General features: G+C 30.0%; 22 protein-coding genes. 13 read left to right on the top strand and 9 right to left on the bottom strand.

All coding sequences use genetic code 11. The annotated features are described in order from the left end of the window. Window positions 1-39: 39 nt before the first annotated feature. A complete protein-coding gene (locus tag AEBR_RS15075; RefSeq protein WP_129085837.1) occupies window positions 40-1,086 on the top strand; it encodes a CNNM domain-containing protein in 1,047 nt (348 codons plus the stop codon). Window positions 1,087-1,114: 28 nt separating this feature from the next. On the opposite strand, the gene AEBR_RS15070 is transcribed toward AEBR_RS15075, so the two are convergent. Further along, a complete protein-coding gene (locus AEBR_RS15070; protein ID WP_129085836.1) occupies window positions 1,115-1,630 on the bottom strand; it encodes a rhodanese-like domain-containing protein in 516 nt (171 codons plus the stop codon). Window positions 1,631-1,837: 207 nt separating this feature from the next. Between AEBR_RS15070 and AEBR_RS15065 the strand changes: the two genes are divergently transcribed. After that, window positions 1,838-2,221, top strand: coding sequence for a hypothetical protein (locus tag AEBR_RS15065; RefSeq protein WP_172658919.1), 384 nt, complete (start codon window positions 1,838-1,840; stop codon window positions 2,219-2,221). Between the two features lie 117 nt (window positions 2,222-2,338). Continuing rightward, window positions 2,339-3,148 carry a DUF4405 domain-containing protein gene (locus tag AEBR_RS15060; protein WP_129085835.1) on the top strand — a complete coding sequence of 270 codons (810 nt, stop codon included), beginning with the start codon at window positions 2,339-2,341 and terminating at the stop codon, window positions 3,146-3,148. Window positions 3,149-3,161: 13 nt separating this feature from the next. Here the strand turns inward: AEBR_RS15060 and AEBR_RS15055 are convergent, their stop codons facing one another. From AEBR_RS15055 to AEBR_RS15035, 5 genes are read right to left on the bottom strand one after another with little or no spacing between them, the layout of a single operon-like run. After that, window positions 3,162-3,812, bottom strand: a complete 651-nt coding sequence (locus AEBR_RS15055; protein WP_129085834.1) for an HAD family hydrolase — start codon at window positions 3,810-3,812, stop codon at window positions 3,162-3,164. An 8-nt stretch (window positions 3,813-3,820) separates the two neighbouring features. Continuing rightward, window positions 3,821-4,999: an MFS transporter gene (locus AEBR_RS15050; RefSeq protein WP_129085833.1), complete on the bottom strand. Its 1,179-nt coding sequence runs from the start codon at window positions 4,997-4,999 to the stop codon at window positions 3,821-3,823. Further along, window positions 5,000-5,608 carry a TPM domain-containing protein gene (locus AEBR_RS15045; protein WP_164969427.1) on the bottom strand — a complete coding sequence of 203 codons (609 nt, stop codon included), beginning with the start codon at window positions 5,606-5,608 and terminating at the stop codon, window positions 5,000-5,002. Further along, window positions 5,608-6,513 (bottom strand): TPM domain-containing protein, encoded by a 906-nt coding sequence (locus tag AEBR_RS15040; protein ID WP_129085831.1) that lies wholly within the window; start codon window positions 6,511-6,513, stop codon window positions 5,608-5,610. The genes AEBR_RS15045 and AEBR_RS15040 overlap by 1 nt, the downstream gene beginning before the upstream one ends. A 3-nt stretch (window positions 6,514-6,516) precedes the next feature. Then, entirely contained in the window at window positions 6,517-7,107 is a 591-nt protein-coding gene (locus AEBR_RS15035) for a LemA family protein (protein ID WP_129085830.1), read from the bottom strand. A 73-nt stretch (window positions 7,108-7,180) separates the two neighbouring features. Between AEBR_RS15035 and ung the strand changes: the two genes are divergently transcribed. Beyond that, complete coding sequence (ung, locus tag AEBR_RS15030) at window positions 7,181-7,831, top strand: uracil-DNA glycosylase (RefSeq protein ID WP_129085829.1); 651 nt, start codon at window positions 7,181-7,183, stop codon at window positions 7,829-7,831. Between the two features lie 9 nt (window positions 7,832-7,840). Then, window positions 7,841-8,242 carry a DUF695 domain-containing protein gene (locus AEBR_RS15025; protein ID WP_129085828.1) on the top strand — a complete coding sequence of 134 codons (402 nt, stop codon included), beginning with the start codon at window positions 7,841-7,843 and terminating at the stop codon, window positions 8,240-8,242. Here the strand turns inward: AEBR_RS15025 and AEBR_RS15020 are convergent. After that, window positions 8,239-8,637: a hypothetical protein gene (locus AEBR_RS15020; protein WP_129085827.1), complete on the bottom strand. Its 399-nt coding sequence runs from the start codon at window positions 8,635-8,637 to the stop codon at window positions 8,239-8,241. The genes AEBR_RS15025 and AEBR_RS15020 overlap by 4 nt on opposite strands. Window positions 8,638-8,774: 137 nt before the next feature. On the opposite strand from AEBR_RS15020, the gene AEBR_RS15015 reads away from it, so the two are divergent. The 4 genes from AEBR_RS15015 (at window position 8,775) to AEBR_RS15000 (ending at window position 10,980) form a co-directional block, all read left to right on the top strand. After that, the gene (locus AEBR_RS15015) at window positions 8,775-9,008 is read left to right on the top strand and encodes a ComEA family DNA-binding protein (protein WP_129085826.1); all 234 of its coding nucleotides are present in this window, start codon (window positions 8,775-8,777) and stop codon (window positions 9,006-9,008) included. 82 nt (window positions 9,009-9,090) lie between these two features. Next, a complete protein-coding gene (locus AEBR_RS15010) occupies window positions 9,091-9,504 on the top strand; it encodes a YchJ family protein (protein WP_129085825.1) in 414 nt (137 codons plus the stop codon). Then, window positions 9,488-10,150, top strand: a complete 663-nt coding sequence (locus AEBR_RS15005) for a small multi-drug export protein (RefSeq protein WP_172658918.1) — start codon at window positions 9,488-9,490, stop codon at window positions 10,148-10,150. The genes AEBR_RS15010 and AEBR_RS15005 overlap by 17 nt, the downstream gene beginning before the upstream one ends. An 89-nt stretch (window positions 10,151-10,239) precedes the next feature. Continuing rightward, complete coding sequence (locus AEBR_RS15000; protein WP_129085823.1) at window positions 10,240-10,980, top strand: YaaA family protein; 741 nt, start codon at window positions 10,240-10,242, stop codon at window positions 10,978-10,980. A gap of 81 nt (window positions 10,981-11,061) precedes the next feature. On the opposite strand, the gene tcuB is transcribed toward AEBR_RS15000, so the two are convergent. Further along, window positions 11,062-12,177: a tricarballylate utilization 4Fe-4S protein TcuB gene (gene tcuB / locus AEBR_RS14995; RefSeq protein ID WP_129085822.1), complete on the bottom strand. Its 1,116-nt coding sequence runs from the start codon at window positions 12,175-12,177 to the stop codon at window positions 11,062-11,064. Further along, window positions 12,170-13,543 carry an FAD-dependent tricarballylate dehydrogenase TcuA gene (gene tcuA / locus AEBR_RS14990; protein ID WP_129085821.1) on the bottom strand — a complete coding sequence of 458 codons (1,374 nt, stop codon included), beginning with the start codon at window positions 13,541-13,543 and terminating at the stop codon, window positions 12,170-12,172. The genes tcuB and tcuA overlap by 8 nt, the downstream gene beginning before the upstream one ends. 111 nt (window positions 13,544-13,654) lie before the next feature. On the opposite strand from tcuA, the gene AEBR_RS14985 reads away from it, so the two are divergent. The 4 genes from AEBR_RS14985 (at window position 13,655) to AEBR_RS14970 (ending at window position 18,688) form a co-directional block, all read left to right on the top strand. Next, window positions 13,655-14,554 (top strand): LysR family transcriptional regulator, encoded by a 900-nt coding sequence (locus AEBR_RS14985; protein WP_129085820.1) that lies wholly within the window; start codon window positions 13,655-13,657, stop codon window positions 14,552-14,554. A 257-nt stretch (window positions 14,555-14,811) separates the two neighbouring features. After that, entirely contained in the window at window positions 14,812-17,349 is a 2,538-nt protein-coding gene (locus AEBR_RS14980; protein ID WP_228712103.1) for a molybdopterin-dependent oxidoreductase, read from the top strand. Then, window positions 17,350-17,913 (top strand): hypothetical protein, encoded by a 564-nt coding sequence (locus AEBR_RS14975; protein WP_129085819.1) that lies wholly within the window; start codon window positions 17,350-17,352, stop codon window positions 17,911-17,913. A 133-nt stretch (window positions 17,914-18,046) separates the two neighbouring features. Continuing rightward, window positions 18,047-18,688 (top strand): response regulator transcription factor, encoded by a 642-nt coding sequence (locus AEBR_RS14970; protein WP_129085818.1) that lies wholly within the window; start codon window positions 18,047-18,049, stop codon window positions 18,686-18,688. Window positions 18,689-18,704: the final 16 nt, after the last annotated feature.

Genomic DNA, 18,704 nt, shown 5'->3' with positions numbered 1-18,704 from the left:
CTATATAATAGTTATTTTTAAATAGATTTAGGAATTAGTATGTTAATGCTTCTATTTTTTTTAATAGCTGTTGGTATCTCTTTTTTATGCTCAATTTTAGAAGCTGTATTGTTATCAATCACAGCTTCATATATAGAGTTAACAAAAGAGAGTAATATGAAATTGGGACTTTTAATGGAGTCTCAAAAGAAAAACATTGACTTTTCAATTGCAGCTATATTGACTTTAAATACTTTTGCTCATACTTTGGGAGCTGCAGGTGTTGGTGCAGAAGCAGCTTTGATGTTTGGCGAAGAGTATATGTTTTATATCTCAGCAGTTTTAACTATTTTGATTCTTGTTTTTTCTGAGATTATTCCAAAAACAATTGGTGCTTTTTATTGGAAAAATTTAGCAAATTTCTCAACTAGAGTTATTAAATTTTTAATAATAATAACCTATCCTCTTCTAATTATTTTAAATAGGATTACTATTTTTATTGCTCCTAAAAGAACTAAAAGTATTACAAAAGAGGAGATAATAGCAACTGCAAATATAGCTGAAGAAGAGGGACTTCTAAGAGAAAAAGAGAGTTTGATAATAGAAAATCTTTTTCAACTTCGTGAAACAAAGGTGAGTGATATTCTAACTCCAAGAAGTGTAATGTTTGCCATAAAAGAAGAGGAACTCTTAAAAGGTTTAAGAGGAGAGATTCATCTTGATATGGAGAAGTTCAAAGAGTATTCAAGGGTTCCTGTATATGGAGACAATATTGATGATATAAAAGGTTTGGTTATCTCAAAAGAGCTTTTTTATGAGATGATAGAGAATAAGTTTGAAGATAAAAGTAAAATCATAAAAAATGTTAGTGTTGTAAATGAGAATATTCCTATTTCAAAACTTCTTGATATGTTTTTAGCCAAGAAAGAGCACCTTTTTGTAGTCTCTGATAACTACGGACAAACTGAAGGAGTAGTTACTTTAGAAGATGCTGTTGAGACTCTCCTTGGAATGGAAATTGTTGATGAACTTGATTCAAATGTAGATATGCGAGAGGTTGCCAAAGCAAAAACTTTGGAACACAGAATGAGAAAACTTGGGGTGTAAAAGGAAAACTCCTTTTAACCCCTTTATTCTATTTTTTACAGTGTTCTGCGTAGAAGTTACCAAAAGATAAGCCTGTTCCAGCCTTATCTTTTTTAACAGTATATTTAGTAACTACTGGATTACACTTATCAATCCAAGAGTACAAATCAAAAACTTTTACGGTTTTAAATCCCATCATTTTTAGTGTTTGTGCCTCTATTGACGCTCTTGCTGCTGAATTACAGATGATAATAAGATTTTGTTTAATAAACTTTCCTTCATCATCTAAAGCAAAAAGTTCAAGACCTTTTTCTGGTGCTTGTCTTCCTATTCTAACACTACCTTTAATATGAGCAGCTGCCCACTCCTCCATTGTTCTTACATCTGCAACAATCCAATCTTTTGATTCTAATGCATTTTTTACCTCCTCAATTGTTGCATAGTTACCCTCTTTTTTCATTTGCTCTTTTAGCTTCTTTGAAAGTGCTTCATAATTTACAAACTCATTTGCAAAAAGTACACTTGCAGTAAATAAGATCCCTAGTCCTACTGTTTTCAATTTCATGCTTTCTCCTTAATGTGGGTAATAAATTATAAATAAAACTTATTATTCAAAGCTTAAAAATAACTTATAACTTTACTATATTAAATATAAGTTTTATTTATATATTAAGATTTTTAACTCTCAAATTTTTAAATAACTATTTATTTTTTAGCTATCCTTGTATAGATATTTATTATAATTACCCAATAAACTTTTATAGGAATTCTCATGGAAAAGACAAATATAATAGAGATAGCAAAAACAAAATATGAAAAAATGCTAGTACAAGAGAAATATAATGTGAATGTGGCTTTTTATATCCATTTAAAAGCTTATCACAATGGAGTTAGAGAAGAGCTATTAGAGCGAATTGAAGAGGTTTTCTTCTATGCTAAAGGTGTAGATTGGAAGTTTGATAGTTTTGGTATTGAAAAATCTGGTTCAAGAGGTAAAGATGTTTTAGGATATTTTATTTTTAGAACATCAAATGTTTCAGAATTAAAAAAACTATTTCTTGATTACTTTAGTGATTATGAAAATGCTTTGAAAATAACTTGTTCTATAGCAGAGTATCAAAAGATAAATGAGAAGTTTTTTGAACTTGATGTATAAAATTTTTTGTTAAGATAGTTTTCTATCTTAACTTCTGCTTTATAAATTCTTTTAATATTACTATCAAAATACAGCAAACTTGATGTAAAATTTACAATAATAGAAAAAGGATTTACAATGAATCTCAAAAAAATAACTTCACTTACAATGCTTTTGTCAATGTTTTTTATGACATTTACAGGACTTATTCTTTTTATTGCACCTCCTGGTAGAGTTGCAAACTGGTCAAACTGGCAGATTTTAGGTTTGAGTAAACATGACTATGCTTATATTCACTCAACTTTTATGGTGCTATTTATAATAATGACAATTCTGCATCTATTTTATAACTGGAAACCAATAACAAGTTATATGAGAAATAGTCTAAAACAGATGGTGGTTTTTACAAAAGATATGTTAGTAGCAGTTGTATTAACTCTACTTTTTTTAATTGGTTCAATTGTTCAATTTCCTCCTTTTTCAAACTTTTTATCTTTTGGAGATAGCCTTAAAAACTCTTGGGAGAAAGATTATGGAACAGCTCCATATTCACATGCAGAACTCTCATCTTTAAAAAATTTTGCAAAACAACAAGGGTATGATTTGACAAAATGTGAAGAGATATTAAAAACAAATAATTTTAAATATGAAACTTCACAAAGCCTAGCACAAATTGCAGCAATAAATGCGGTAAGTCCACAATATCTCTTTGATCTTTTAAGTAAAAGTTTCCAAAAAGAGGGTGAAAAGACCATACCTCTAACAGGACTTGGAAGAAAAACTATAACAGAGGTTGCCCAAACACTTCAAATAACTCCAGAAGAGTTTATTTTGCAATTAAAAAGTATTGGAATAGAAGCCCAAGAGGATGAAAAATTTAAAAGTGTAGTTGAAAAATATGATTTGAGTCCAATGGATGTAATGACAAAACTAGGGTATAAAAAATAGGAGTAAGAGAACCTTACTCCAAAAGGTTTAGAATATCATTTGGAGTTTTTACTATATGGTTGGCACCATGTTCTATCAACTCTTCTATTCCTCTAAATCCCCAAGCTACTCCAACACTTATCATTCCAGCAGCTTTGGCTGTTTGCATATCCACATCACTATCTCCCACAAAGAGTATTTGTGAAGGCTCTAAGTTAAAACTTTTTGCAATAAGTGTTGCTCCCATTGGGTGGGGTTTTTTAGGAATATGACTTTTTTGTCCATGTACCTCTTGCATATTAAAATCCATAAAAAACTTTTCATAATATTTAAGGGTAAAATCGTGCATTTTATTTGATAAAATACCCATTTTTATCTCTCTTCTTTTTAGCTCTTTTAGAAGTTCATATATCCCTTCATAGGGTTTAGTTCTGTTATGAACATTGTTTTCATAAACCTCTTTAAATCTTTCAAAGACTTTTTTATACAACTCTTGTGATATATCTTTTGGTGTACAGTTGTCAAGTAATATTTGAACACCTCCACCAACAAAATTTTTATAATCCTCTATTTTATGTGTTGGAAGATTAAACTCTTTTAAGACTATATTTGAGCTAATGGCAATATCTTCTAGGGAGTTTAAAATAGTGCCATCCATATCAAAAATTACTGCTTTTGCTTTCATTTTATTTCCTAATGAATCTGTTTTATTTTTTGCCGTGAAAATATTATTGATAATATTGTAGCAGTTAAAGCCATTAAAGAGGTTAACAAAAATATAAGAGAAAAACTACCTGTTATATCATGCAAATATCCAGCAACAACTGGTCCAAAGGCTTGGCATAGGGCAAAAAGTATAGTTACCAATGAGATAATCTGTGCGGCTCTTTTAACATCAAAATGAATAGAAGTTAGAAGAATAATAAGTGAAGGAATACACCAAACAGAGATCCCTAACATTACTGCGCTAAACCATATGATATAACTATCAACATTTATTGTTAAAGTAAAGTGGGCAAGTGTTTGTAAAATAAATACAAAAATTAGAGCTTTATAGGCTCCGAATTTATCTGCAACTATTCCAAAAAGAAAGCCTGAAAAAATACTTGTAAATCCCAAAAGAGCCCAAAAATCACCAGATAGGGAACTTGTAATATGATATTGAGTGATAACAGTTTTTACAGCATAAGTTACATAAATAGAGTTGGTAAATCCAAATATCATATATAAAGAGCTGATTTTCCAAAAAGAGGGAATAAAAAAGTATTTTTTAGATGAAACTTTTATCTCAGGAAGTTCATGTTTTGTATGTTTTTTTATTCCTGGTTGTGAAAAAAAGGCAATGAAGATTAAAACAATTGAGAAAATTAACCAAGCAGTTCTCCATGGGGCATTATCTACAAACTGCTCTACAAAAGGGGTAATTTGTCCAGATATAATAATTGCTAAACCATTTCCTCCAACAACTATTCCTAAAGCTTTTCCTCTAATATTTTTGGGAATAACATTTGCCATATGAGCCATAATAGCAATATTTGCAATAGCAGAGAAAAATCCACTAAAGGTATATAAAAATGAGATAATAAGATAGTTATTAAAAACAACCATCAAAGCCATTGAGACTGCTTGTAAAACTAAAGTTATAAATACCAGTTTGTATGTGCTATATTTTGTATATAGATGATTTGCAAAAAAGATACCTGCAAAGTATCCAATAAAGTTTGCAGTTCCAATAAAACCAACTTGAGTAGTTGATAAAGCTAAAGACTCTTGCATATTTGGCAAAATCATTCCAAAAGCAAATCTTCCAAGCCCTAAACAAGCTAGAATAACTAGAAAAGATGAGATTATTACTTTGCTGTACTCTCTCAACTACAACTCAATTACTTCATTGCTTAATTCATTTTTATCATCTTTTTGTATAGGAAACTCTTTTATTAAAAGTTTACTACAAGAGTCTATAGCTTTCATATAACCCTTTGAAAAATCTCTGTTTTTCACATCAAGAATGAACTCATCAACTATATTTTGCCAATAGTTATCTTCTATCTTTTCTTTAATATTTTTATCTGTAATTATTTGCACAAACTTTTCTTCAACTGAGACAAAAAACATAATAGCTTCTTTTGTTTCCGTTCTGTCAAGTCCTAATTTTATAAACTCTTCATGGGCTTTTTTTGATGCTATTTTATATTTATACTCTTTTGGAAGAAGGTATAAAATAGGTGTTTTAAATCTACTTAATAGAAAAAAGCTTGCAAAAAATGATAAAAACTCTATTTGAAAAAGTTTTATTGCATTTGGATTGAAAGGCATAGCAATAATAGTTGCAATAATTGCAATAAAAAGAGAAAAAGTAATTATATAAAATAGATATGATGAACTACTTCTAGCTATAACTGCAACTAACTCGGCAGAACTTCTATCTTCAACTTTTTTTATCTTTTGTGAGATCTGTTTTTTTTCTTTTTTAGTTAACATTACCATCCTCCACTTGCGCCACCGCCGCCGAAGCCACCGCCTCCGCCACTAAATCCACCACCAAAGCTGCCACTACTAAAACCTCCACTGCTAAATCCACCACCAAAACCACCAGAGTGGTTTGAACTTCCCCAATAGATACTCTCATTTGAAGAAGAGTGTGTAGCTCCCAAAGATTGGTTACTTAAAAAGATAATTACCCAAAGCAAGAAAAAGATTATAAGTGAGATTATTAGGCTGTCAAGAACTCCAATTGCAAAACTTGCTCCAAAGGCAGAAAGCATAAGTGCATGGAAAAATCTAGCCACTTTATTTGCACGTTTTTTAAATATTCCCATAAAAATAGGAGAGATAAAAAAGATGGCAAAATATATAAGAATCCAAGAGTGATTACTCTTTTTTGGAATATGATAATCTTCTGCTTTGTACTCCCCTTTTACTGAAGCTATAATTGCTTTTGTACCTTTTAAAATACCCTCATAAAAATTTCCGTTTCTAAAGTTTGGTTTTATTATATATTCAATAATTTCATGGGAAGTTTTGTCTGTTAAAGCTCCCTCTAAACCATAACCTACTTCTATTCGTAACTTTTTTTCAGCCATTGAAACAATTAATAAAACACCATTGTTTTTATCTTTTTGTCCAATACCCCAATGTCGCCCTAACTGATACCCATAGTCTGCAATATCATATCCATGAAGAGACTCCAAAGTTACAACTATAATCTGGTTTGAACTGTTTTTCTCTTCCTCTTTTAGAAGTTTTGTTAGAGTCTGTTTTTGAGAAGAGTTTAAAATCTTTGCATCATCAACTACTCTTCCTGTTAGTTCTGGAAAAGTAGGTGTTGCAAAAAGCAGAGTTTGAAGAAAAAGCAGAGATAAAAGAGTATAAAAAAGTCTTTTCATTTTCTAAAATTGTACTTTTGGTACTTCTTGTTCACTAGGTGCTGCACTAAATGTCTCTTTTACTTTTGCTTCAGGGTAAAGTATTGATGCAACTATTTTCCCTGGGAAAGTTCTAAGCTCCAAATTGTAAACTTTTACTGTTTCAATATAATCTCTTCTTGCAACAGAGATTCTGTTTTCAGTCCCTTCTAGTTGGCTTTGTAGGGCTAAAAAGTTTTTATCTGCTTTTAGTTCAGGATATTTTTCAACAACAACCATAAGTCTTGAAAGTGCAGAACTTAGTGCTCTTTGAGCTTTTTCAAATTGTTGAAAAAGTTCAGGGTTTGATAACATCTCAGGAGTTATATTTATTTTTCCAACATTTGCTCTTGCATTAGTTACCTCTGTTAGGGTTGAGTTTTCATGCTCCGCATAACCTTTTACTGTTGCAACTAAATTTGGGATTAAATCAGCTCTTCTTTTATATTGATTTTGAACCTGCGCCCATGAAGCTTTTACATTTTCATCAAGGGTTGGAACATTGTTTATATTTGTAAAAAGCAGACCTATAAATGCCACAATAATTAGGGCAACTACTATCAAAAATGCTCTCATTTTAAAACCTTTGTTTTTAAAGTTATGGTATAGTAGTTAAATTTTAATTAACAACAATTTAATAAGGTCTTAGATGAATTCATGGAATAAAATAATAGAAGAAGAGAAGAGCAAAGAGTATTATAAAAACTTAAAAAATGAGATTGATATAAGATATGAAAACTCTACAGTTTTCCCTCCAAAAAATAAAATCTTTAATGCCTTTTCAAAAACACCCCTTGAGAATCTAAAAGTAGTGATTTTAGGACAAGATCCATATCATGGGAAAGGACAAGCGCAAGGACTCTCTTTTTCTACTCCAAAAGAGATAAAAAATCCCCCTTCAATGCAAAATATTTTAAAAGAGATTTATGATGATTTGGGAAAAACTTCCATTTGTCTTGATGGAGATTTAACTCCTTGGGCAGAACAAGGAGTTTTGCTTTTAAATACTATTTTAACTGTTCAAGAGGCTTTACCAAAATCACATCATAACTTGGGTTGGGAGATTTTTACAGACAATATAATCAAATATATCTCACAAAATTGTAATAATGTAGTTTTTATACTCTGGGGTGGTCCAGCAATTGCAAAGAGCAAAATCATTGATAAAAAGAGACATCATATTTTAACTGCACCACATCCTAGTCCTCTTTCATCATACAGAGGATTTTTTGGATCTAAGCATTTTAGTAAAACAAATGAAATTTTAAAAAGTGTTGGCAAAGAGCCAATTTCTTGGTAAGGAGAGTTAATGGAAGAGAAGTGGTATTTAGAAAATACAGGAAATATAAATCAGATGTTAAGAGTAAGAGATGATATTGATTTGCCCCAAACAATGAGAGAGTTTCCCCACTTGGTTTTAATAAATCATGATTTTCATGCTTCAGATGATATTATGTTTCCAGATGCTTCTTGTATAGCTTTTTTCACAGTTTTTGAAAATAATCATCTTGAAGCTTTGGAAGAGGAGAATAGTGCTGCACTGCTTGCAGTTGATATTTGTGAAGGACTTATGCAGTTTTATTTATATTCAAAAGATCCAGAAAAAACAATTTATGATTGCATAGAGTTTTTAAAATCAAATGAGCTTTATAAATGTAGTTTTGAAATTATAAAAAATGACAAAGGGGAGAGATTAAATAATTTAATCTAATCCTCTTGTAACTCTTTTAAAAAAGCTTCAAAATTTTTATTATGTATTTTTATTATTTGTAAGTAGATATATGAGACAATAAGTACATTTATGTAAATTACTACTTCCCCTAAAGGTAAAAAAGCTAATAAAACCCCTGCAATAAGGATAAAAAGTGGATATATCAATTTGATACGCTCTTCATCTTTTTTTAATGTCTCTTTGTACTCTTTGTGATTGTTTTTAATAAAATCTCTATCTTTTGGAGTTAAAAGATTTTGTTCTTTAAGTTTGTTTAACTTTTTTAGAACCTCAAGTTTCTTTTTATATTGATAATATCTAAAAAATATAGCCAAAAGTATCACAATAGATAAAAAACTTGTAAGCAGTTGAAAATAGATACTTATATCTTCCATAATGAACCTTTGTTTTATTTGATTTTATAATATAAGAAATTAGAAAAGTATAACAAAATATTTCATTTATAAAAAATTTTTGAAAAATATATATTTTTAAGATATAATTTTAGACATTATTTTTAAAAGGGGATTATATGAAAAATGTTTTGTTTATTTTGTTTATGTTGGTTGCATTTCTTTTTGGCGCAGTTGATTTTAATAGTGCTACAAAAGAGGAGTTGATGGATATAAAAGGTATTGGTGAAAAAAAAGCTGAAGCAATAATTGAGTATAGAAAAACCAATAAAATCAATAGTGTTGAAGATTTAGAAGCTATAAAGGGATTTGGTCCAGGACTTATTGAAAAGATTAAAAATAGCAATAAATAGCATATCAGGTATTATTTAAAATACCTGATTTTTTAATTATAACTTTTTTTGATATAATAAAAAAAAGTTTAAGGTTGCTATTATGAAAGTTTCGGGAAATGCGTTTTGTCCCTGTGGCAGTCAAAAAAAATTTAAAAAATGCTGTAGGGTTTTCCATGAAGGGGAATCTCCCTCTTCTGCACTAGAACTGATGAAATCAAGGTATAGTGCTTATGCTGCTAGCAATTCAGATTATATTATAAATACAACCCATCGGGATAATAAAGATTATACAACTGACATTAATAGTTGGAAAAAACAGATTTATGATTTTTTTAATCATACAGAGTTTAAGGGCTTAGAGATATTAGAATTTATCGATGGGGATAATGAAGCTTTTGTTACCTTTAAAGCAATCCTTTTTCAAGGAGCTATAGATACCTCTTTTATAGAAAAAAGTAAATTTGTAAAAGTTAATAATATGTGGTTATACCATAGTGGTGAATTTATTCAATAAAGAGCTTCAAAAGAGGCTTTTTAGTACCCAAGAGGGATTGATTTTAATCCTCTCTTTTTCCCTTATATTTTTTACAACTTTTAGTCTTGTTTTTTTCTATTTTTATGATGCAGTTTTTGCTAGTAAAATAACGACTATGATATTTACAAATATTTTTATTGGAAGGGTTCCTGCAATATCTTTTGGTTATGCCTCAAATCTTTCCCATATTGTAGTTATTGTTTTTAATATAATTGCAGAGATGATCCTTGTAACTTTGATTTATTCAATTTTTGTTTTTAGTTTTAAAGGAGTGGTAAGGGTCAAAGGATTAGAAGATTTTTTTAATAAAGTTAAAGAGAAAAAAGAAAAACATAAAAATATTTTTTTGAAATATGGAAGATTAGGACTTTTTATTTTTGTATTTATCCCTTTTTGGATGACTGGACCAATTGTTGGTTCAATTATAGGTTTTTTAATTGGGATGAAACACTTTACTATTATATTCATAGTTTTTTTAGCAACTATTATATCTATGACACTTTGGGGATTGTTCCTACAAGAGATAGTTGGCTTTTTAGGGGAATTTGATATAAGGTTTATCTGGATTCTTATTTTAATAGCTGTTGTTTCTGTAATAATTTTTAAATTAAAAAGAAGAAAATAATTTAATAGTTTAACCTAAAACAATTTAGGATATTATCCCTTTACAAATTTTAAAAACACTAGATAATAAACAAAAACCGGAGTATAAATATGAAAATACTTTTTTCCCCAAGTGAGACAAAATTTAAAGGTGGTGAAAATAAAAAATTAGATAAAAAAGATTTTATATTTCCAGAACTTTTTGATAAAAGAATCGAAGCTATCAATGAATATCAAAGATTTATAAATAATGCTTCAAATGAACAATTAGCAAAACTATTTGGTACAAAAAAACAAGATGTGATTGATTACTATAAAGGAGATCTTTTAAAAAAAGAACTTATGAAAGTGATTGAGCGATATGATGGGGTTGCTTTTGATTATCTAAAATATAAAGAGTTAAAAGATAAAGAGAAAGAGTATATTGATAAAAATGTTATGATTTTTTCCAATCTTTTTGGCCCTGTAAATGCAGGGGACTTTGGTTTGCCAGATTATAAATTGAAACAGGGTGAAAAAGTAGGAGAACTTGCTTTAGAAAAATTTTATAATGAAAACTTTACAAAAAAAATTGATGAATATTTAAAAGGTGAAGAGATTATTGATTTAAGAGCTGGTTTCTATGAAAAATTTTACAAACTAAATCAACCCTATTTAACAATGAAATTTATAAAAGATAAAAAAGTGGTAAGCCATTGGGCAAAAGCATATAGAGGGATTATTTTAAATTTAATGGCAAAAAATAATATCCAAAATATAGATGAACTTATGAATATGGAAGTTGAAAATTTATTGATAAGTGAAATAAAAAAACAAAAATTTAAAACTGAAATTATTTATGAGATAAAATAGATTAAGTTTACAATTTGTCATTAAATTTACAATAAAATAAAAAAACCACTATCAAAAAGATAGTGGTTAATAAAGTTTCTTTTAGTTGTTTTTTACATATTTTGCGTATTTAAGTAAGGCACCTAATCTATATAATAAGTGTACAAACTTACTATAAGGCATAATTAAAAAGAAAGCCAATACAAAACCTAAATGAATACATAATAAAGATGGCATATAGATTCCGTCTCTAAATACTAATAGTAATAAACCTGTGATATTTACCAAGGCTAATATAGCTATAAATGAATAATCCATCCCAAGAAGTTTTTGCGATATAGGTATAGGATCAGCTTTGATTTTAATGTATGTTAAACCAACACATCCAATTACCATTAAAATACCACCTAATGCTCCTGTAATCACCACTAAAGAATCAAAATCATAAGGAGCTTGAAGTCCTAAAAAGTGATGATAAATTGCTGCAAGTGTTGTAGAGATTAAAGTTAAAATAAATCCATACATAACTGCATGATGATACCATTTTCTTGAGTGGGTAAATCTATCATCCATATGATTACATCCATGCCCATTATCTCCACCATCAAGGTGTTTTAGTGTTGCTACTGCACCCATTGCATATTTCCATAGGGATAAATCAGTTAATTCAGACATCTTATCGCCATTTTCTGTCCAAAACCTTCTAAAACCAACAATAAAAGCAATAATCACATGAAGGAAAATCAAAGCTGAAACTAAAGTCATAACTTCATATGGGATTACTTTAAAAAAAGAACCTTTCCCATCATAAGCTGTAAAAAGTGAATCTGCACTGTTAAAATAACTTCCAGCTATAAACAACAAAGCTATACAAAGTGCAATTATAATACTTACAACTGTTCCATTTTTTGCAAATAATTTTCCTAAAATATTAGGAAATGCATATTTAATATAACTATCAACTCTTAGTTCTGAAAATGTTTTTGGAATATTTAAATTAAACTCATGGGGCGGAGCGTATTGACAACTGTGGTAACACCCTTTGCAGTTATGACAAAGATTTGATAGATAATTTAGTGTTGCTTCATCAAAGGTTCTAAACTGTGTAATTTGAGGAAATACTGGACATAAAGTTTCACAATATCTACAGGCATTGCATATCTCCATAGCTCTACTTGCATCTTTTAATCTTAAAAGATTATCTTCTTTATTAAACATTTGCTGCTCCTTCTCCTGCAATTCTTCCAAAAACTCCTCCAATAGTCATCCCTATACCTGCAAGGTAACCTTGACTTAAAATATTTCCTGCCACCATCTCTCCTGTTGCAAATAGATTTGTCATAGGTTTTCCATCTTCCATATAGACTCTGGCATTTTTATCAATTTTTACACCAAGATAAGTAAAAGTAACACCAGGTCTTAAAGTATAACCATAATATGGAGGAGTATCAATTCTTCTAGCCCAGTGGGTTTTATTTATATCTAATCCTTCCGTCTTACAATTATCAAGTTTAGTTAAATCAAACTCTCCATCAACAACGGCACCATTAAACTCATCTATGGTTTTAATAACTTGTTCTATTGGCAAACCTAATTTTTGAGCTAACTCCTCTAAAGTATCTGCTTTAGTTGGTTCAAATACTGACGGCATAAACAGATCAAAACTTTTGCTATCAATTATCACATGTCCCACTTGATTTGGCTGAGATGCAACTAATCTTCCCCAAATTGCATATCTTTTTGGCCAGAAATCTTCACCCTCATTATAAAACCTTTTTCCCTCTTCATTTAAAACAATACCAAAGGGAACACAATCAAGTCTGGTTACAATTCCTCCATCATATAAAGGCGCTCTTCCATCAACTGCAACCGCATGACCTTGCTCCTCTTTTCCAACTTTTTGAACTCCTTGCTCTAAAAGTGATTTTAAAACTTTCCCTTGATTAAATTTTGTACCTCTGATTAAAAAGTTTTTAGCGTGTTCTCCCCAAGCTTCTTTTAACCATTCTCTATTTGATTCAAAACCTCCACTAGCAGCTATATATACATCTGCTTTAAAGATTTCAATATTTGAATTTGGAAGTTTTACCTCTAAATATGAAACTTCATTATTACTAAGTTTTATATTTAAAACCTCATGTTCATATAAAACTTCAACTCCTAAATCTTCAGCAATTTGATATTCTCTGTTTACTAAAGTCTTCCCACCACCTAAAAAGAAAGCATTTGTTCTTGATAAGCTAAGTGTTCCTTTTAAACTTGGTTGAAAATTTATGCCAAGACTTTCCATCCAATAATACAAATCAACAGAACTTTTTATGGCCAAAGTTGCTAACTCTTCATTTGTTTCACCTTTGGTTACTTTAAGTAAATCTTCATAATACTCCTCAAAAGGGTAGTTTTCAACCAATGTTTTTGTTGGTTTAGGATGGTAAGTTCTCATATTTCTAGTGTGTTGAGAGTTCCCTCCTCTCAACTCTTTTGGAGCAGATTCAAGTATAATTACTTTTGCTCCATGTTGTGCTGCTGTAATTGCTGCACAAAGTGCAGCATTTCCACCACCAATTACTATGATTTTTTTCATAGCAAATCTCCTTAATATTTTATGAAAGAATTTTAGCCTAAAGCTATATATAAGTCAAATTCATATATATTATTGATTAATAAGTTTTTTGCATAAATAAAGGGTTAAAAAATGAAAATTACAATTGATGATTTAGAAGCTTTTATAGCTGTTGCCGATTTTGAGAGTTTTAATTTGGCTGCCAATGAGCTTGGTATAACCCAACCAGCTCTATCAAGAAGAATAAAAAAACTTGAAGATACTTTGGGAGCTAAACTTTTGGATAGAACAACAAGAAAAATAAGTGTAAGTATTGTTGGGGAAGAGTTTATTATAGAAGCAAGAAGAATGCTTGAAGAGTTTAATAAATCAATTGATGATGTACAAGAGTTAATAAAAACAAGAACAGGTTCTATTTCATTAACCACAAATATGACAATTGCAAATTCTATTTTACCTGATATTGTTTGTGATTTTAAAAACGCAAATCCAAATATTCGTCTAAGAATTAGTCAAGACTCTAGCCCTGAAGCAATAAAAAAAGTTTTAAGACGTGAATGTGAATTTGCCATTGCACAGTTTAGTCAAGATGATCCAAATATAGAGTTTGAACCACTAATAAATGATAGTTTTGTAATGATTTGTAATAAAAATCATCCTTTAGCAAAAAAGAAAAAAATAGAATGGGAAGATTTTGAATCATATAATTTTTTAAAGTTAGGTTCAAATAGTAGAACAATGAATATTTTAAAAAATGAGTTAGGAGAAAAAATAAATTACCTAAAAGGGGATATTGAAGTTGAACAATTTAGTGCCCTAATAGGATTAGTAGAAAAAAATCTAGGGGTTTCCGCAATACCCTCTTTAGCAAAATTTAAAAGACCTGAAATTGATATAATAACACGTCCAATTGATAATCCAACTGTAAGTAGAATGCTTGGAATAATTACTTATAAAGGTCGTTCTTTATCCCCTGCAAGTAAAGTTTTCTGTAGCTTAATAAAAGAAAAAATTAAAAATTTAAAACGATAAATAGGGTAATTTAATATTTTTTTAGTTTAAAAATCTTTTTACTTCCATTAGATTTGAAATCTTGATATTAAGTTTATTTTTAAAAAAATAATAAAAACATATTTAAAAAATAGAATAAAAAAATTCTAAAATAATATTCTTCAATTCCATTTTTGACATATTTTTGCCACAATCTTTTTTTATAATTTTATTAAACCAAAAAATTAAAAATTAATCTTAATAAAAATTTATGGATTAATTTAAAAAAGGAGATTGAGATGAAAAGTAACATGGACAGAAGAACATTTCTGAAAACAAGTTCTATTGCAGCAGCTGCAGTGGCACAAGCTCAGGCGATACCTTTGGTGGGAGAATCTCTATTTAATGACAAGAAGGGAAGTTTCAGTGCTTCTCACTTTGGTGCTTTTACGGCTGATGTAAGAAATTCTCGATTTGAAGGAGTAAATGCATTTGAAGGAGATGATTATCCATCTTCTTTAGTTAATGCACTTCCTGCTCGTACATATGCAGAAGATAGAATCCTTTATCCTTGTGTTAGAGAGGATTATCTTAAAAATGGTTATAAAAGTGATAAATCAAAAAGAGGGAAAGATAAATTTGTAAGAGTTAGTTGGGACAAAGCATTAGAACTTGTTGCCAATGAGATAAAAAGAACTCATAAAGAGTACGGAGATGAGGCTATTTATGGTGGAAGTTATGGATGGTATTGTGTTGGATCTTTAAATAACCCTCAAGCATTACTTGGAAGAATGCTTCATATTACAGGTGGATATACATCAAGAACATGCACATATTCAACCCATGCAATTAGACAAATTACTCCATATATTACAGGTACAGATGAATCAACAGCAAAACCAACTGCATATCCAGTATTGATAAAAAGTGCCGAATGTATTGTTTTTTGGGGTGCAGATGTAGTTAATACAAACCAAATTGCTTGGGGTGTTCCTGATCATAAAACATACAAATATTTAAAAGAACTCAAAGAAGAGGCTAAAAAAAGAGGTATAAAATTTTATATCATTGATCCAGTGTATAACAATACAGGAATCTATTTTGATGCAGAACATATTAAAATAAATCCTACAACTGATGTTGCTTTAATGTTAGGGATTGCACACTATTTATATACAAATAAACTGCATGATGAAAAATTCTTACGAAAATGTACATATGGATTTAAACAATTCAAAGAGTATCTATTAGGTAATACAGAAGATAAAATTGAAAAAACTCCAAAATGGGCATCAAAAATTTGTGGAGTAGATGAAGAAGTTATTGAGATGTTAGCTAAAGAGTTCTCTTCTAAACGAACTATGTTAATGGGTGGTTGGGCTACTCAAAGGGCACACCATGGAGAACAACCAAACTGGATGTTAATTACTTTAGCTAGTATGTTAGGACAAATTGGACTTCCTGGTGGAGGTTATAGTTGTAGTTATCACTATTCTGGTGGTGGTGTTCCTATGCCAGCAGCTGCAACAGGAAATGCACAAAGTGAAAAATCTATAAATGGTTCAACTGGACCAACAGCAGAAAAAGGTGCTTTATCTGCATCTCCTGGACTTTCAGGAATGGGTAGAAAAACAAAAATTGATGGGCCATGGAAAAACAATAAAGTGCCAGTTATTCCTGTATCAAGAATTGTTGAGTGTTTAGAAAATCCTGGAAAAGAGATTAATTTTGATGGTAATATCATTAAATATCCGGATATAAGAATGGCATATTGGGCAGGAGGAAATCCTTTCCATCATCATCAAGACAGAAATAGAATGATTAAAGCATACCAAAAACTTGAAACTTTTGTTATTCAAGATGCTTTCTGGACTGCTACAGCTAGAATGGCAGATATTATTCTTCCCACTACATTAGAACAAGAGAGAAATGATATTACAAAAGCGCACTCAAACAGTTATATTTTTGCCATGAAACAAGCCTCTGAACCTTATGGAGAAGCAAAAGATGATTACGATATTTTTGTAGAGTTGTTAAAACACTTCTCAGAGGAACATGTACATGGTTTTACCGAAGGAAGAAGTAAAATGGATTGGATAAAATATTTTTATAATACTTCATATGAAAAAGCAAAAAATTCAAATGTAAAAATGCCTACATTTGATGAGTTCTGGGAAAAAGGTTATTGTGAATTTAAAACACCAGAAGTTGCAAAAAAATTTGTTAGATTTGAAGATTTTAGAAAAAATCCAATAGTTAATAGACTTGGTACACCATCAGGAAAAATCGAAATTTTCTCTAAAAAAATTGCAAGTTACAACTACGATAATTGTAAAGGTCACCCAATGTGGTTTGAACCAATGGAGTGGTTAGGGTCTGAAAAAGTTGATAAATATCCATTGAATCTTGTCTCTCCACACCCAAAATATAGACTTCACTCACAATTAAATAATACGTGGTTAAGACACCTTGAAGAGGTTAATGGAAGAGAACCTATTTGGATTAACTCTAATGATGCTAAAAAACGAAATATAAAAAATGGAGATGTGGTTAGAATCTTCAATGATAGAGGACAAATCTTAGGTGGAGCTGTTGTTACTGATTATATAAAAGAGGGAGCTGTTAGAATGCAAGAGGGAGCTTGGTATGATCCAAGTGAAGCTGGAGAACCAGGAACACTTTGTAGACACGGAGATGTTAATGTGCTTATTCCAGATGTAGGTACGTCAAATCTTGCTCAAGGAAATCAAGCGACTGCCTTAGTTGAGATTGAAAAATTTGAAGGAGAAGTGCCAGAAATTGGTATCTTTAAATCTCCTGTTATTAAAGGAGCTTAAATGTTAAAAATAAAGCAGATGCTTATACTTTTTGTATTAGCTGTTATATTTAGTGTAACAGCTCATGCAGAGTATATCAATAAAAATGCAGTGCTTTATAAAGATCAAAATCAAAAAGAGAGCCTAGGTAAAATCTATGTGGCTTCACAAGTAAAAGTGCTTTCACAAAAAGGAAACGTTAGTGAAGTTGAATTTACCGGTTTTGCTCCTGAAGATAGTCCAATTGTCTATGAAAAAGCTGGAGTTTTAGTTTTAGGATATGAGGGAAGTGATTTTGCTGATTATAAAGTTATTAGTAAACAAGTTGATGAATATGATACAGAGTGGTTTGAAGTGGTTATTAAAGGTTATATTTCAACCGATTTATTGACTCAAGATAAATCAAAAATCTTACAAGATGGAAAAACTTTATTTGAAGCACGATGCGGAGCTTGTCATGATATCCATCATAAAGAGGAGTTTGTTCCAAATGTATGGCCAAGTATTTTAGAAAATATGGCACCGCAGGCGGGATTGTCTGAAGATGAAAAAATGCTCATTGAGAAGTTTCTTCAAGAGCAATGATTTTAAGGGTTCCATTTTTTTAATGGAACCCTTTTTTATTCTATTTTGAAACATATATCACATTTATCTAATAGAAAAAAAATATAAAATTAATATAAAGCTACTCTTAATTAAAGAGAAGTGAAAATAAAATATGAAAGTTTTAATATTAGAAGATGATGAAAGCCTATTAGACTTGATAAAAGAGATATTAGAAGATAAAGGCCTTGAAGTAGCGTGTTTTAAAGATGGACTAGAGGCTTATAAAAACTGCTTTAATGGGTTTGACTGTTTCATATTGGATATTAATGTTCCAAATATGGATGGACTTACTCTCTTAAAAAAAATTAGACTAACTGATAAATGGACTCCTGCTATTATTATTAGTGCAAATAGTGAATTGGAAAATCTAAAAAAAGCATATTCAAGTGGATGCAATGATTTTATAAAAAAACCTTTTTATATGTATGAATTAGAACAAAAAATACAGCAGTGGGCTCCTTTAGAAAAGAGCAAAAAACTTATTAATGGCTTTACTTATGATATTCAAACTGATACTTTGTTTAATGAACAAAAAGAGGCTTTAAAGCTTACACAAAAAGAGAGACGATTTTTATTTTTGTTAATTAAAAATGAAAATAGAATAACTTCTAGTGAATCTATAGAAAACTATGTTTGGGAAGGAGAAAAAATTAGTTCAATGGCACTTCGCTCAATGGTGAAGCGCCTTCGAACAAAACTTCCTGAAGGGATGATTATTTCACATAATTTCGGTTATGAGATTAAAACATTCTAAGAAAAGAATCTAAAAG

The sequence above is a fragment of the Halarcobacter ebronensis genome (genome assembly GCF_013201825.1).
GTDB classification, from domain to species: domain Bacteria; phylum Campylobacterota; class Campylobacteria; order Campylobacterales; family Arcobacteraceae; genus Halarcobacter; species Halarcobacter ebronensis.
The sequence above is the reverse complement of the archived record's forward strand: the minus strand, read 5'-3'. Positions and strand labels throughout refer to the sequence as shown.